The following is a 15,279-nucleotide window of genomic DNA, read 5'->3' as shown; positions in this document are numbered from 1 at the left end:
CACGCCGGAATTCATCTTCAGGAAAGGCTCGCCCTGAGGCGATTTCAGACGGATCTTCCGGACACTTCCCTGTTCTAAGGGGCGGAAGGGTAAGCGTGCAAGGGCATAAGCGTCAAGCGAGGTACAGCGTTTGCAGGCGAAAGTTCTAATCCATCTGTAGGTATTTGAGACGGATGGCAGTGGAATTCATGATGGCATAATGATGTCACCCTGGGAAGGGGAGGGGCGACTCAGATCTGCCGTATTGCCCGGACACCATACGCTTTGGGGGGGCGGAGGTGTATTGAATGGTGTCACAGTTTTGTCACGAAGTAGAAATGGTTAGCCAAGCACATCCGTTCCCGCTTACGGAGATGAAGCGAACGAGTTCTCGGTGACCCGACAGGCGCGCGTTTGGGCACATGTCGTAAACCCACAGATTTTATGGCACTCTGCCACGGCCACGCTTACGACACAGCTTTACCAGCACCAAAGCCGGCTCATTTCTCGGTCCGGCGCCCTGAAAGTGAAACGATGAAAACCCATAACATCAAGAAGTTGTTTATGCCGGATATTTCTGCAGGTGCAGCCAGCCTGATCCACACTATCGCCTCTGTCACCGCCGTCATTGCCGCGCTCGTAGCAGCCACTGCGATGATCATCGCCCACATGACCTCGGACGTAAAAACCCAGCACTCCGAAAGCACCATCTCCCAAGCCTCCCAGGAGATCACGGTGGTCAATGAGTCGGCCGTCCAGGCGCAGCTGGAAATCCAGCAACTGACAGAACAGAACGACGCGCTCAAGGCGGAACTGGAGCGCGAGAAAGCCGAGCGGCTGAAGCTTGAGGCCAGCCTCAAGCCTAGAAAGCTCACACCGCTGGCCCTTGACGCGTTCAAGGCACTGGCGGGTGAGTTGACCGCTAAAACGCTGAAGCCAGTGGTGCTGCTCAATATCCTCAAGGATGACAAAGAGGCCGTTCAGTTTGCCAAGGAAATTGCGGTGGCTTTGACCAAGGCAGGCGTACAGGTGCAGATCAAACAGCTGCCCCAGCAAAAGCACAGTACCGGCACTCAGGTGGTTGTGTATGCCGGTGCGGGCAGTGATGAGCTTGAGCAGGCATTCAAGGCGGCGGATTTTGCTTCTGACATCAAACGGTCGGGGCAGAGTCCGCGGGTGAAAGTGGATGACGGGGAACCGATCGCCATATCGGCGTTTATCAGTGTTTATCCTCGAACTGTGATTTGAGGGGGGCTCATAGGGGAATGCCAGTCAGTTAAATAGTTGGGGCCGCTTTGCGGCCCATCGCCGGCAAGCCAGGCTCCCACAAGTACGGTGCATGGCTTGGCGGCGAAGTGCTGCGCAGCAGCCCCATTAGCCACCCAGGCGCGGGTTTGCCCACATGGGGCTGCTGGCCAGTTTTTACTGGCCATGTGGAGTTGTCGGTGCGGACGCATTCGCGGGTAAACCCGCTCCCACACAGGCTTGCGTTTCGCGGCAAGCGGGGCAGCGCCCTGCCGGGCTTGGGGTAGCGCCTTCAGTGGCGCTTGTTCTTCGCAATTTCGATGTCGTTCATCAGGGCCTTGGCGATGGCCAGCAGATAGTCGGCTGCGCCCAGCATTTTGTGGTCATCTTCCATGTCGCCTTCGCGCACCAGGTGCTTGCAGTAGCCCAGCAGGACCGAGACGTGTTCATAGGCATCGTCGACGGGGACGCCGGGTTGCACGCGGAGCAGGTCCAGGGTGGGGTTGCCGGCTTCGAGAAAGGTTTCGATGCCTGCGGTGAGGATGGGGGAGTGGTCGATGTTTTTCATGGTGAAATTCCAGTGCGTTGACAGAACCCACCGCCTCGGTCTTTCTCACGGACAAAGGTGGCAGCCATTGCGCGGGGTGAGAAACCGGTGCACTGAAAAACCGGCCAAGCCGAAGCCTGCCCGCGAATGGCTGCCATTGAACAGTAGAGCAGCAGTGCACAACAGGTTCTCACACCCGGTCACCATTACGGAGACCCGGTGAAGTTATCCCTGGGGCATTTCCCCGACAATTCAGCTGCTTCTGACTGGTGCGTAGGATAGTTCGCTAGCTCACCCAACCTGAAGAGGTGGGGCAAGGTTTCAGGAAAGTCTGACGCGCTGGCTATGCACTTGGGCTGGCGGGCGCATGAGTTGAATCTTGTTGTGCTTGTGACATCGAGCGCCGCCCGCGCGGCGATTCGCGGGCAAAGTCGGATCGCCGCACCGTCTCTCCTGAATCTGTTTCGAGCCAGTACCCCCTGTAAGATTGCCTCTGGCCGCCTCGTTTGTTCCCTTTGATATCGAAGAGGACGCAGCTGCTCATGTTCAGGTCGTGGTTCGGGTTGATAGCAGCTGGGCAGTGGGGTACCAGCCTGCAGCGGAGCGCATTACGGGCTGCGGGATGGGTTTTTTTCTGGGCGGGCCTTGTGCGGCGGGTGTTGTAGGGCGATGGGCGGGCAGGGGTGGGAAGGCGGTATTGGGCAAGCAGGGATTGGGCTACACGCGCGGGATCATTCCATTGATGGTCTTGGTTTTGCGCTCGCGGGAGTAAAACGGCTGTTTTTTTGGGTGGGGGAAGTTGGCCAGGTTGTTGACCGATTCAGTAACCATTCGCGGCTGTGGGTGGCTGTCTGCAGGGCGCTGCAACCGCTAGGGTTTGTTGCGCAGCCGAAGGAAAACGGCTGCTGGCAAATGACCAACTGAAGGAGTGTTCACCATGCGTAATAACGTTCTGTCGTACCTGCTGCTGCCGCTGTTCGCCAGCTTGTCGTTCTCCCTTAGCGCCGCCCCGGCCGGTGCCATGGCGGTACCCGAGCCGGTGCCGGTGGTAAGCCAGCAACAGGCCCAGCAGCCGGGGCGGCTGGACCTTAACAAGGCCGATGCGTTGACCTTGCAGAAGGAGCTGAATGGAATTGGTAAGGCGAAAGCCGAGGCGATTGTGGCTTACCGCGACGCCCATGGGCAGTTTGCTTCGGTGGATGAGTTGCTGGAGATCAAGGGGATTGGGAGTGCGTTGCTGGAGCGTAATCGGGACAAGGTGATGGTGGAATAGAGGGCGGGGGGTGGGGCCGCTATGCGGCCCATCGCCGGCAAGCCAGCTCCTACAGGGATTGCATCAGGGCTGACAGGTGCTTGGGGCAAGATATGTAGCGCCGGTGAGATCGAGCGCCGCCCGCGCGGCGCTCGATTTCATAGGCGCCGCTAATACTCGCGCAGTCTGCGTTTAAGCCCGGCCCACTAACGGTCCTGCGCATCCTTGGCATCCGCCTCTGCATTGCGCTCATGCACCTTGCGCAGTTGCTCGTCGGTCAGTGGCAGTTTTTTTGCGGTGTCGCGCAGCATCATCAGCCCGCCGACGATCGAGCCAAGGGCTAAGATAAGTATCAGCCAGGCATACCAGGGCATTGTCGTTCTCCTTTACCGGGTACAGGCAGTGCTTGTATGAAATTTGAGCAAATTGCCGTTCCGTTGGTTCAATTATAGAACCCAGCCGCCGCCGGGCCAATTCCGTGACCCGCGGCCCCCAAAGCCTGCGCCACTTCGTTTACAATGCGCGCCGTTTTCGACTTGCCAAGAGACCCTGCCCATGTCCGCCTGCCAGACGCCCCTGATCGTCGCCCTGGATTTCCCTACCCGTGAGGCCGCCCTGAAGCTGGCTGACCAGCTTGACCCTGCGCTGTGCCGGGTCAAGGTGGGCAAAGAGCTGTTCACCAGCAGCGCTTCGGGCATTGTCGAAACCTTGTGCGACAAGGGCTTCGAAGTGTTCCTGGACCTCAAGTTCCACGATATCCCCAACACCACGGCCATGGCGGTAAAGGCCGCTGCCGAGATGGGCGTGTGGATGGTCAACGTGCATTGCTCCGGTGGCCTGCGCATGATGGCGGCCTGCCGCGAAGAGCTGGCCAAGCGCAGCGGCCCGCAGCCGTTGCTGATTGGCGTGACCGTGCTGACCAGCATGGAGCGTGAGGACCTGGCCGGTATCGGCCTGGATGTCGACCCGCAAGAGCAGGTGCTGCGCCTGGCGGCGCTGGCGCAGAAGGCGGGTATGGACGGCCTGGTGTGCTCGGCGCTGGAGGCCCCGGCACTGAAGGCGGCGCACCCGTCGCTGCAACTGGTAACCCCGGGTATTCGCCCGGCGGGCAGTGCGCAGGATGACCAGCGCCGTATTCTGACGCCGCGCCAGGCACTGGATGCCGGTTCGGATTACCTGGTGATCGGCCGGCCGATCAGCCAGGCGGCAGACCCGGCGCAGGCGCTGGCTGCGGTGGTGGCGGAGATTCGTGGGTAAATAGCCTGCGGTATTGAAAAAGGCCAGCACGCGTGTGCTGGCCTTTTCGTTTGGGGTTAGTGCAGTGTGTAGCACGACGTGCATGGCACCGGCTGCGCCGGTGTTCGCGGCGGTTCGACGCCTCGATAAACCCGCTCCCACAGGGATCGCGCATGCTATTGAATTTTGCGCGAGACCGTAGCTCCTGCGACACACACCGCTGTCCCTAAATTGGCCCCGCAGGGGCGGTTATACCTTCAGTACCAGCTTGCCAAAGTTCTCCCCGCTGAACAGCTTCAGCAAGGTTTCGGGGAACGTCTCCAGCCCGTCCACCACATCCTCCTTGCTCTTCACCTGCCCGGTGGCCAGCCAACCGGCAATCTCCTGCGCGGCCTTGCCGTAATCCTTGGCATGGTCCATCACCACGAACCCTTCCATGCGCGCGCGGTTCACCAGCAGCGACAGGTAATTGGCCGGGCCTTTTACCGCGTCCTTGTTGTTGTACTGGCTGATCGCGCCGCAAATGACGATGCGGGCCTTGAAGTTGATGCGCGTCAGCACTGCATCCAGGATGTCGCCGCCGACGTTGTCGAAGTACACGTCCACGCCTTTGGGGCATTCGCGCTTCAGGCCGGCCAGCACGTCTTCGGCCTTGTAGTCGATCACCCCGTCAAAGCCCAGCTCGTCCTTCAGGTACTGGCACTTCTCGGCGCCGCCGGCAATGCCGACCACGCGGCAGCCTTTGAGCTTGGCAATCTGCCCGACGATGCTGCCCACCGCACCGGCCGCACCGGAAATGACCACGGTCTCGCCGGCCTTGGGCTGGCCAACGTCCAGTAGGGCGAAGTAGGCGGTCATGCCGGTCATGCCCAGCGCCGACAGGTAGCGGGGCAGCGGGGCCAGTTTAGGGTCGATCTTGTGCAGGCCCTGAGGCTCGCCGGTGAAGTAGTCCTGCACACCCAGGGCACCGCTGACATGGTCGCCGGGTTTGAAATCGGGGTGGTTGGAGGCGATCACTTCGCCAACACCCAGCGCCCGCATCACCTGGCCCAGGCCCACGGGCGGGATATAGGACTTGCCTTCGTTCATCCAGCCGCGCATGGCCGGGTCCAGCGACAGGTACAGGTTTTTCACCAGCACCTGGCCTTCGCCGGGTTGTTCGGCAGGCACGCGCTCGAAGCTGAAGTCGTCACGGCGCACGGCGCCGACCGGGCGTTTGGCAAGCAGGAAGCGGCGGTTGGTCTGGGTCATGGCGGGTCCTTGTGGGCAGTGGAGGGTATAAGGCGTTCAATTTACCTTGTTGATGTAGGCAGGTGGCCAACATCACTGACAAGCATGGTAGCTCAACCGTTGGTGTGATGATGCTGCTCGGCCCAGTGGTGGCTGGCTATGCTCTGAATCCCTCCACCCTTGTACAGGAGCACGCGATGAGCATGACCTTTTCTGGCCAGGTAGCCCTGGTCACCGGCGCCGCCGCCGGCATTGGCCGGGCAACGGCCCTGGCGTTCGCCCAGGAAGGCCTGAAAGTGGTGGTGGCCGACCTTGACCCGGTTGGTGGCGAAGCTACCGTGGCGCTGATCCACGCTGCAGGGGGGGAAGCGCTGTTCATTGCCTGCGACGTTACCCGCGACGCCCAGGTGCGTCAGCTGCACGAACGCCTGATCGCCAGCTATGGCCGGCTGGACTACGCCTTCAACAACGCCGGCATCGAGACCGAGCAAGGCCGCCTGGCCGAGGGCAGCGAGGCAGCGTTCGATGCCATCATGGGCGTGAACGTGAAGGGCGTGTGGTTGTGCATGAAGTACCAGTTGCCGTTGCTGCTGGCCCAGGGCGGCGGGGTGATCGTCAATACCGCCTCGGTGGCGGGGCTGGGGGCGGCGCCGAAGATGAGCATCTACAGCGCTTCCAAGCATGCGGTGATCGGCCTGACCAAGTCGGCGGCCATCGAGTATGCGAAGAAGGGCATCCGCGTGAATGCCGTGTGCCCGGCGGTGATCGACACCGACATGTTCCGCCGTGCGTACGAGGCCGACCCGCGCAAGGCCGAGTTTGCCGCTGCCATGCACCCGGTGGGGCGCATCGGCAAGGTCGAGGAAATCGCCAGCGCCGTGCTGTATCTGTGCAGCGATGGCGCCGCGTTTACCACCGGGCATTGCCTGACCGTGGATGGTGGGGCTACGGCGATTTGATTTTGGTTGGCTGATTGGGTGATGCTGCTGTTTCCATGGGCTCGGATCAGGGCTGACAGAGGGTGTCAGAAATTTTGTGTTCGGGCATAACATGAGTAAGAGGTGCATGTATGCCAACCAAAAAAAAACCGCTCCGAGAGTTACCAAAGGTTCCGAAAGAGCTGCTGGAACAGTTTTCCGCTGTTCCGCTGATGACCGCAGAAGCCATCGAAGAAGCCTCTGCGGCATTCAAGAAGGCGCTGATAGAGCGAGCCTTGAATGCCGAACTGGGTCATCATCTGGGCTATCCACCGGGCGCGCAGCGCCCGGAGGATGAAACCAACCAGCGAAATGGGAAGAGCGGCAAAACGGTACTCACTGGTGATGGCCCGCTAAGGCTGGATATCCCTCGTGACCGGGATGGCAGCTTTTCGCCCATTTTGATCCCCAAACATGAGCGCCGTTACACCGGTTTTGACGACAAGATCATCGCCATGTATGCCCGCGGTATGACGGTCAGAGAAATCCGTGCCTTTCTCTCCGAGCAGTATGGAACAGAGGTCTCGCCCGACTTCATCAGTTCCGTGACCGACGAGGTCATGGAGGAGATTGGCGCGTGGCAACAGCGGCCTCTGGAACCGATGTATCCGGTCATTTTCTTTGATGCTCTGCGGGTCAAAATTCGCGAAGAAGGCTTGGTTCGCAATAAAGCGATCTACTTGGCACTGGGCGTTTTGCCAGATGGAACGCGCGATATTCTTGGCATCTGGATTGAGAACACCGAAGGTGCGAAGTTCTGGATGAAGGTGTTCAATGACCTCAGGACGCGCGGCGTCGAGGATGTGCTGATTGCCGTAACCGACGGCCTCAAAGGCATGCCGGAAGCGCTCAGTGCAGTATTTCCGGAGACGACACTGCAGACCTGCATCGTCCACCTGATCCGCAACAGCCTCGCTTATGCGGCCTGGGACAAGCGTCGAGCCTTGGCCAAGGCTCTCAAACCGATCTATCAGGCCATCAACGCCCAGGCGGCTGAACAGGCACTGGATGAGTTTGAAAGCGGGCCTTGGGGCACGCAATATCCAACAGTGGTGACTGCCTGGCGACGGGCGTGGGATCGAGTGATTCCGTTCTTTGCTTTCCCACCGGCCATCCGGAAGGTGATCTACACCACCAACGCCATCGAGAGTATCAACGCTCAGCTACGCAAGATCATCAAAACCCGCGGTCACTTCCCGAACGACGACGCGGCGACCAAACTGATCTGGCTGGGGCTGCGCAACATCACAGCGAACTGGGGGTCAGCGGCGCATGACTGGAAAAGTGCGATGAATCAATTTGCGATTCTGTACGGAGATCGGTTCATCAGGCCAACCTGGTGAAATCAAGGCCTGCCGGGCGGCAGGCCATTACCGGCCCGCACACAAAAAACCTGACACTCCCGGCTGACAGGCGCTGCATATTTCATGGCAAGCACCTGTCAGCCCTGATGCAATTTATGTTGGTAAATTTCCCGCCCCCACAAACCCACCCCAAGGCCTATCACCCCAAAAGCGGATCTGTCCGTGAAACGGCCCTGTCAGCCCGCCGCAAACCCACCCCGACACCCAGGCACCCCAGCACCAGCACCCCGCCAAACACCGCCAGGGCCAGCCCCGCCCCCAACCGGTCACTCAGCATCCCGGTAAAGATCACCGGCAAGCTGAACCCCAGGTACGCCAGCAGGAAAAACCCGGCACTGGCCCGGGTCTTCTCGCTGCCCGCCAGCTGGTTCACCGCTGCCAGCCCGCCCAGGTAGACAAACCCGTAGCACGCACTGCTGGCCGCCACCGCACCCAGCAGCACCGCAACCAGCTGCCCGGCGTGCGCGCCCCAGGCCAGCAGCGCATAACTGCACGGCAATATCACCAGCCCCAGCAAGGTGGCGGTGTGGCTGCTCAGGCGCCGTGCCATCGGCTGGAACAGCAGCCCGCAGCTGATCACGCAAAACGTCGAGAACCCCGACCAGTCGCTAAGGCCATGCTGGCGCAGGATGCCCGGCAGAAGGGCAATCACCAGCCCCACGCAGGCCCATGCCAGCAAAATCGCCAGGCCGTAAGGCACGCTGCCGCGCGGGTAAAAGGGCAGGCGCAGCATGGGGTGGCGCTGTGCCGGGCGCGGGTCGGGCAGGCGCCATGCCAGCACGACGGCCAGCGCCGCCAGCAACAGCTGCAGGTGGAAACTGCCGGGGGTCAGGCTGGGCCCGCGCAGCAGGAACAGGCTGGTCAGCGCGGCGCCCAGGCCAAAGCCCAGCGAAGTGCTGGCGGTAACCCAGTTGGCGGCGCGGGTGCTGTGCTCGCCGCCCATCAGTTCGCCCATGTAGGCCGTGGCGGTAGCCGAAGCCAGGCCGGTGCCAAGGCCCAGCAACAGGCGCGCCAGGGCCAGGGTTTGCAGGCTGGGGGCCAGCAGCATCAACACTGTGGCGATCATCGACAGCGCCAGTGCCGCCAGGATGAGTGGCCGGCGGCCGACCCGGTCGGCCAGGCCGCCCAGGGCCAGCAGTACCGGGAGCACGCCTAGCACGTAGCCGGAAAAGGCCACGGCGGTGGCTGCCGCGCCTTGGCCAGACAGGTCGGCGTAGGTGATGTACAGCGGGGCCTGCAGGTTCACCGCCAGGGTGATCAGGCAGAGGGCGAAGGCCAGGCGGGCCGGGGCGCAGGGCATGGGGTTGGGTCCTGATTCTGGGTGGCTGTACCGGCATATTGGCGGGGTTTACCTGCGAAAACGCCGGGCCTGCTCACTGTGATCGCTGCCCCATCGCCTCTCCAGATACACCCAGCGCCCATTTATGCTTAACTGTTCGCTCAAAATCAGCGAACACCTGGCCCATGCACTTCCCCCTCGACCGCACCAGCACCACCCCCTTGGTGCAGCAACTCACCGACCACCTGCACACCTGGATCAGCCAGCAACGCCTGCGCCCAGGGGCGCGCCTGCCGTCGATCCGTGCGCTGGCGCGCAGCCAGGCGGTCAGTGCGTCGTGCGTGATCGAGGCCTACGACCGCCTGGTCGCCAGCGGCTGGCTGGAGGCCCGCCACGGCACCGGCTTTTTCGTCGCCGAGCGCAAACCCGGGCTGCCGGTGGAAGACGCACAACCCTGGGGCGACGCGGGCGACGGCAGCTGGCGGCAGTTTCGCGAAGGCCATGAGCAACTGCTGAAACTGGGGTGTGGCTGGCTGCCCAACAGCTGGCGCGCCGCCACCGAGCTGGCCCAGGCCGTGCGCCAGGTCAGCCGCGGCAACCCGCAGGACCTGTTCGACTATTGTCCACCCCTGGGCCTGGCCAGCCTGCGCCAGCAGTTGCACAAACGCCTGGCGCAAGCCGGTATCGCCGCCGGCCCCGAGCGCATCCTCACCACCCACGGCGCCAGCCACGGGCTGGACCTGCTGGTGCGCACCCTGCTGCGCCCGGGCGACACGGTGCTGGTGGAAAACCCCGGCTACTACAACCTGTACAACCTGCTGCGCCAGCACCAGGTGCACATGCTGCCGCTGGCGCGCACCGCCGAAGGCCCCGACCTGGCTGCCCTCGAAGCCTTGCTGGCCGCGCACAAGCCGCGCTGCCTGTTCATCAACAGCCTGTACCAGAACCCAACCGGCACCAGCCTTACGCCCAAGGTGGCCTACCGCCTGCTGGAGCTGGCGCGCGAGCATGACCTGCGCATTATCGAGGACGACATCTATGCAGACTTCCAGGAAGGCCCGGCCACGCGCCTGTCCACCCTGGACAGTGAGCAGCGGGTGATCTACATGGCCAGTTTCTCGAAAACCCTCAGCAGCTCGCTGCGGGTGGGCTACCTGGTCGCCGACCCTGCGCTGCTGGCGCGCCTGGCCGAGCTGAAAATGGTCAGCGGCATCGGCACGTCGCGCTTTGCCGAACAGGTAGTGGGGCAGATGCTGGCCAATGGCAGTTATCGCAAGAGTGTGCAGCGCCTGCGTGTGCGCCTGGGCCAGCACATGGCCCGGTTGCTGCGGCAGCTGGAGCAGTGGGGGTGGCAGGTGTTCTGCGAGCCGTATGGCGGGATGTTCATCTGGGCGCGTATGCCGGGGCAAAGCTTTGCCAGCCTGGAGCGCCTGGCCCTGGCGCATGCCGTGTTGCTGACACCCGGCAGTGCCTTCGATTACCAGGGCGCCCCCAGCGACTGGCTGCGCATCAATGTCGCGTATGGGCAGGATACACGTGCCCAGGCCTTCCTTGAGCAAGCAGGCCGGTCATGATCCGCTCGGGCTAAAAGCTGATACCCAGTTTCACCCCATATTCATTGCGGGTCTGCTCGTCCGAATCGGTCATCAGGAACTGCCCGTCCAGGTCGTACTCGTAGCGGCTGTAATACAGCGAAGCAAGTACCGGGACGGAACCGTTCTGATTGAACAGCAGGCTAAGTTCGGCAAAGGGGTTGCTGGTATCTTTCAAATCAACGTCTTCGCTACTGATGCCATGTATTTCCAGTTGCGAATCGCCATTGATAACTTGCCGTATACCCGCTTCAAAACGCAGCGTGGCATTGTTGAAGCGGTAGTTGTAACCGGCGGCAATCTTGGCAAACGGGGTGCGGTTGGTGAGGTCGACGTCATAGCGGCTGGTATTGGGTTGCAGGCGGTTCCACTTGTAGCCGCCGCCCAGCAGCACGTCCAGCGAGTGGCGCTCGCTCAGCTCGACGCGCCAGCCCAGGTCCAGGTCGGCCTGGCCGTCCTTGAGCTTCTGGTTATGCTGCTTCGAGTACATGCCGCTGGCTTCTGCGTTGTAGACCAGGCCCGCCTTGGCCGTCATCTTGTTGCCGTAGCTGATGAACACGCCGCCTTCAGGCAGGTGCTCGGTGTCATTGCCGCGGCCATTCAATTCCAGCTCGGTGTAGCTGCCTTGCGCGCCCAGGGTCAATAGCGGCCCTGTGGAAGTGGCGGCGTGGGCAACAGTTGCAATACTGCCGAACAGCAAGGGGGTGACCACTGCAGTAAAAATGGCTCTTTTCATAAAGAACTCCATTGATGCACTACGGGTCCAGAGGGCGGGCCAGTTACGCATCACGATAGCGGTGTTTCTGCCGCGGTAGTGGCTCTTTAATATTTTTTTGATGCCCCAGATTTGGCGCAAATTAAATGGCGCCAAGGTAACTTCATAAAGAAAGGAACGGAATAAATCGGGACTTGAGTTGCTTCTATTTAATATTGTTCCGGACTTTGTGAAGGATCAGGCTGGGCTAAGCTTGATGGCTTTGTGATGGCACTCGAGAATTCACCAGAAACGACATCAAGGCAGCCAAAAACGACAATACATAGCTATTTGACACTATTCCGGCGCCAAGCCCTTGTTCAGCGGCTGACAACGTTGCCACCCTTGGCCTCTGGATAACCTCACTGGCTGAAAGGGGATCGGCGATGGGCACGAGCAAGCATGGTGTGCTGGCCAACCTGGGCATGGCCCGCAAACTAGGCCTGGGCTTTGCCCTGGTGCTGCTGCTGACCGTGGCGGTGGCGGCCATCGGCATCGCCGCACTGCACAGCGTCGGCCAGCGCTTCGACGGTTTGCGCCAGTTGTCGCAGTTCAATACCGACCTGCTGCGCCTGCGCCAGCATGAGCAGGCCTTTGCCCTGAGCTCGGACATCCACCAGGCCGAGGCCTTGCGCACTGGGCTGCAGGGCCTGGCCGAGCGCGCCCGCAGCTTGCCGGCGCTGGCGGCGGCCGAAACCGAGCTGGCGGCTTACGGCCAGGCATTCGAGGCGTTTGTCGAGGCGGTGCAAGCCAAGGAGCTGGCGCTGGACACGGCCAGCTGGTCGGTGTCCAGTGTCGCCAACAACCTGGATGTGCTGCAGGCCGGGCTGGCCGATGACGGCGTGTATACCCTCAAGCAGTCCCAGGGCCAGCAGGGTGGCGAGTTTCTGGAGCAGGCCGCGCAGGTGGCGCAGGTTTCGCGCTTGATGCTGCAGGCCATGGACGAAGCACGGGTGCGCCTGGAAAAAAGCCGCAAAGGCGAAGAGGGCGCTGGCCAGCAACGCATCGCCCAGACAGTGGAGGCGGCCAGCCTGGTCGGCCAGCTGCAGGGCGCGGTGGGTGATGCCGGCTACCAGAGCGTGCTGGGCGAAGTGGCCGGGCACATTGGCAGCTTCTCGGAAAAACTCAATGAATACACTGACCAGCTGGCCCGTGAGCAAGGGCTGAAGGCGCAGTTGCAGGCCACTGCCGAGCAGGTGACTGGCCGTGTCGATCAGGCCTTCCGGGTGCAGCAGCAGGCCCTGCAGGCTGAGTTGCAGCGCAATGCCGTGGCCATCGCCCTGGCCACCGGCCTGGCGCTGCTGGTAGGCGTGCTGGCGGCCTGGCTGATCACCCGCGCCGTGGTCGGCCCGCTCAAGCAGGTGATCGCCCGCGCCCAGCGCATTGCCGCCGGCGAGCTGGGCTTTGCTGCCCAGGCCCCGCGCCGTGACGAAGTGGGGCAGCTGCTGCAGGCCATGCAGCAGATGGCGGTGGGCCTGTCGGGCATGGTCAGCGGCTTGCAGCAGGGTATCGAGCAACTGGCGGGCAACGCCCAGGCCTTGTCGGCGGTGACCGAGCAGACCAACCGTGAGGTCGGCAGCCAGAAGGAAGAAACCGAACAGGTGGCCACCGCCATGCAGCAGATGACCGCCACCGTGCACGATGTGGCGCGCAATGCCGAACAGGCGGCGCAGGCGGCCCAGGCGGCGGACGACAAGGTCGGTTCCGGCCAGCAGGTGGTGCGCCAGAGCATGCAGCGCATCGAACAGCTGGCGGCGGCGGCGGAAACCGCCAGCGCCGGCATCGATAGCCTCAGTGCCGAGATCCACACCATTGGCGACGTGCTGGCGGTGATCAAGAGCGTGGCCGAGCAGACCAACCTGCTGGCGCTGAATGCCGCCATCGAAGCCGCCCGGGCCGGCGAGCAGGGCCGTGGCTTTGCCGTGGTGGCCGATGAGGTGCGCGCGCTGGCGCGGCGTACCCGGCAGTCCACCGAACAGATCGAGGCCTTGGTTGCCAGCTTGCGCGGCAATGCCCAGCAATCGGTGGCGCAGATTCGCGGCAGTACCGAGCTGGTGCGCCTGGCGGTGGCGGATGCGTTGCACACGGAGAGTGCGTTGGGCAGCATTGCGGCGGCGGTGTCATTGATTCAGCAGATGAACCAGCAGATTGCGGCGGCCGCCGAGCAGCAGAGTTCGGTGGCCGAAGAGATCAGCCGCAGTGTCACGCAGATCCGCGGCAGTGCGGACCAGGCGGCGCTGGCGATGCAGGACAATGCCCGGTCGAGTATCGAGCTGGCGCAGCTGGGTACCGACCTGAAGGGGATGGTGGGGCATTTCCGGCTTTAGGGCTCGGCTCAGGTTATTTGCTGGTTTTGAGACCGAGCGCCGCCCGCGCGGCGCATCGCGGATAAATCCGCTCCTTGTATGTTGTGTCTGACCCTGACGAGAGAGGTTATTCTGGTCAGGTTCGAGAAGCACTTCCGGGGAGACCGATCGCTCCTGAAGGCAGGCTTGCCCTGACCTTGTATGTAGAGAGGTCCCCCGCCTCATTGCCCACTACGAAGAGTATCGAGAAGCCGACTAGTCGGACTTCGCATTACAAGGTTGCAGCGGCATGAATTTCGAGGTCGGGGAACCGGAGGCCATTGTTACCTAACTCACATGCGGTGGGAAGAATGAGTGTCTGTGTTGGCGTGGATATCGGTTCGCGTACTTCGATTGCTGGGGTGCGTAAAGATGGGCGCCCTGTCGGGCAATGGGACATCGCCCAGACACCCGCTGGCCGCAAGGCAGCGGTGAAAAAACTGCAGGCCCTCAAACCCAAGACGATCGTGATGGAGGCCACGGGGATCTATTATTTGGACCTCGCGCTTGAGCTGCATGCGGCCGACCTTCCTGTTTCAGTCATCAACCCCAAAAGTTTCCATAACTTCGCCAAGCTCATGCTGGTCAACAGCAAGACTGATGCAATAGATGCTCAGTTGCTAGCCGAGTACGGCGAGCGTATGACGCCGCGCTTGTGGACACCGCCAAGCCCTGTACAGCTTGAGCTCAGGGCCCTCGGTCGGCACATCAATCGGCTGGTAGGACACCGCACCAGGGCGAAAAATGAGCTGCATGCACTGCAGGCGACCGCTACGACCATTCCTATTTTGATCGAGGATCAGGAGGAGGCGATTGCCACCCTGGACACTCGCATTGAGCGCTTTCGTAAAGCAGGACGCGAACTGATCGCCCAATGTCCAACCCTCACCCAGCAATACAAGCAACTACTCGCAGGCCCCGGAATAGGAGAAGTTACGGCACTTGCAGCTTTGGCTGAATTGACCACACTGCCTGAACTGCTCAAGTCCTCTCAGGTAGCACGCCATGCGGGGCTGGATGTTCGACAGACACAATCTGGAACAAGCATCGACAAGCCAGGCCGGCTCGGTAAGAGTGGGAATGCGTATCTACGCGCAGCCATGTATATGCCAGCGTTGACTGCGGTGCGCTGTGACCCTTATGCAAAGGCCTTTTACGAGTCGCTGATCGGTAGAGGCAAGAAAAAAATGCAAGCTATCGCCGCTGTCATGCGCAAATACCTGACAGGTATCTGGGCATGCATGCGCGGGGATGTGCCATTTGATACGGCCAAGCTTTTCAGCTCTGAACACCTCAGAAAAGCTTGACCGCCAACAGAGTATCTACATTTGTTGCAACGTGCCGAACCTGTTACGCCATGGTTGCCAGCCTTGGCGCATGTCTTGAGTCTTGCAAACCGGCTGACAACCATGGCCTCACAGGCATGGCCACGTTGCAACAAATGTAGGAGCGGATTTATCCGCGATGCGCCGCGCGGGC

General features: G+C 61.7%; 13 protein-coding genes and 1 pseudogene. 9 read left to right on the top strand and 5 right to left on the bottom strand.

Annotation, left to right across the window (positions count from 1 at the left end; all coding sequences use genetic code 11):
- Window positions 1–513: 513 nt before the first annotated feature.
- Window positions 514–1,227, top strand: a complete 714-nt coding sequence (locus AC5O5R_RS20450) for a hypothetical protein (protein ID WP_494514692.1) — start codon at window positions 514–516, stop codon at window positions 1,225–1,227.
- A gap of 289 nt (window positions 1,228–1,516) precedes the next feature.
- Here AC5O5R_RS20450 and AC5O5R_RS20445 read toward each other — a convergent pair whose 3' ends face one another.
- Entirely contained in the window at window positions 1,517–1,792 is a 276-nt protein-coding gene (locus AC5O5R_RS20445) for a DUF3077 domain-containing protein (protein WP_494514691.1), read from the bottom strand.
- A 916-nt stretch (window positions 1,793–2,708) separates the two neighbouring features.
- On the opposite strand from AC5O5R_RS20445, the gene AC5O5R_RS20440 reads away from it, so the two are divergent.
- Complete coding sequence (locus tag AC5O5R_RS20440; protein WP_494514690.1) at window positions 2,709–3,044, top strand: ComEA family DNA-binding protein; 336 nt, start codon at window positions 2,709–2,711, stop codon at window positions 3,042–3,044.
- A 185-nt stretch (window positions 3,045–3,229) separates the two neighbouring features.
- On the opposite strand, the gene AC5O5R_RS20435 is transcribed toward AC5O5R_RS20440, so the two are convergent.
- Entirely contained in the window at window positions 3,230–3,397 is a 168-nt protein-coding gene (locus AC5O5R_RS20435; RefSeq protein ID WP_172228589.1) for a DUF2897 family protein, read from the bottom strand.
- Between the two features lie 181 nt (window positions 3,398–3,578).
- Between AC5O5R_RS20435 and pyrF the strand changes: the two genes are divergently transcribed.
- Window positions 3,579–4,280, top strand: coding sequence for an orotidine-5'-phosphate decarboxylase (gene pyrF, locus AC5O5R_RS20430; RefSeq protein WP_012271070.1), 702 nt, complete (start codon window positions 3,579–3,581; stop codon window positions 4,278–4,280).
- A 228-nt stretch (window positions 4,281–4,508) separates the two neighbouring features.
- Here the strand turns inward: pyrF and AC5O5R_RS20425 are convergent, their stop codons facing one another.
- On the bottom strand, window positions 4,509–5,510 hold the full coding sequence (locus AC5O5R_RS20425) for an NADP-dependent oxidoreductase (protein WP_494514689.1): 1,002 nt from the start codon (window positions 5,508–5,510) through the stop codon (window positions 4,509–4,511).
- Between the two features lie 176 nt (window positions 5,511–5,686).
- Here AC5O5R_RS20425 and AC5O5R_RS20420 point away from each other — a divergent pair, with 176 nt between their 5' ends.
- Both AC5O5R_RS20420 and AC5O5R_RS20415 read left to right on the top strand, forming a co-directional pair.
- Window positions 5,687–6,448, top strand: a complete 762-nt coding sequence (locus AC5O5R_RS20420) for an SDR family oxidoreductase (RefSeq protein WP_172286836.1) — start codon at window positions 5,687–5,689, stop codon at window positions 6,446–6,448.
- 110 nt (window positions 6,449–6,558) lie between these two features.
- Complete coding sequence (locus tag AC5O5R_RS20415; RefSeq protein WP_494514460.1) at window positions 6,559–7,809, top strand: IS256 family transposase; 1,251 nt, start codon at window positions 6,559–6,561, stop codon at window positions 7,807–7,809.
- Between the two features lie 160 nt (window positions 7,810–7,969).
- Here AC5O5R_RS20415 and AC5O5R_RS20410 read toward each other — a convergent pair whose 3' ends face one another.
- Window positions 7,970–9,130 carry an MFS transporter gene (locus tag AC5O5R_RS20410; RefSeq protein WP_172286835.1) on the bottom strand — a complete coding sequence of 387 codons (1,161 nt, stop codon included), beginning with the start codon at window positions 9,128–9,130 and terminating at the stop codon, window positions 7,970–7,972.
- A gap of 164 nt (window positions 9,131–9,294) precedes the next feature.
- On the opposite strand from AC5O5R_RS20410, the gene AC5O5R_RS20405 reads away from it, so the two are divergent.
- Complete coding sequence (locus AC5O5R_RS20405) at window positions 9,295–10,683, top strand: aminotransferase-like domain-containing protein (RefSeq protein ID WP_494514688.1); 1,389 nt, start codon at window positions 9,295–9,297, stop codon at window positions 10,681–10,683.
- Window positions 10,684–10,693: 10 nt separating this feature from the next.
- Here AC5O5R_RS20405 and AC5O5R_RS20400 read toward each other — a convergent pair whose 3' ends face one another.
- Window positions 10,694–11,437 (bottom strand): outer membrane beta-barrel protein, encoded by a 744-nt coding sequence (locus AC5O5R_RS20400; protein ID WP_172228584.1) that lies wholly within the window; start codon window positions 11,435–11,437, stop codon window positions 10,694–10,696.
- A gap of 404 nt (window positions 11,438–11,841) precedes the next feature.
- Here AC5O5R_RS20400 and AC5O5R_RS20395 point away from each other — a divergent pair.
- From AC5O5R_RS20395 to AC5O5R_RS20385, 3 genes and pseudogenes are all read left to right on the top strand, one after another.
- Window positions 11,842–12,921: pseudogene (locus tag AC5O5R_RS20395) on the top strand (HAMP domain-containing protein); the annotation flags it as partial.
- Complete coding sequence (locus AC5O5R_RS20390; protein WP_372242898.1) at window positions 12,910–13,782, top strand: methyl-accepting chemotaxis protein; 873 nt, start codon at window positions 12,910–12,912, stop codon at window positions 13,780–13,782. The pseudogene AC5O5R_RS20395 and the gene AC5O5R_RS20390, both read left to right, overlap by 12 nt.
- 329 nt (window positions 13,783–14,111) lie before the next feature.
- On the top strand, window positions 14,112–15,107 hold the full coding sequence (locus AC5O5R_RS20385) for an IS110 family RNA-guided transposase (protein ID WP_494514687.1): 996 nt from the start codon (window positions 14,112–14,114) through the stop codon (window positions 15,105–15,107).
- The last annotated feature ends 172 nt before the right edge of the window (window positions 15,108–15,279 follow it).

This window comes from Pseudomonas sp. 8_5_2 (assembly GCF_059295255.1).
Note: the sequence above shows the minus strand (reverse complement) of the source record. Positions and strands in the feature narration are given on the sequence as shown.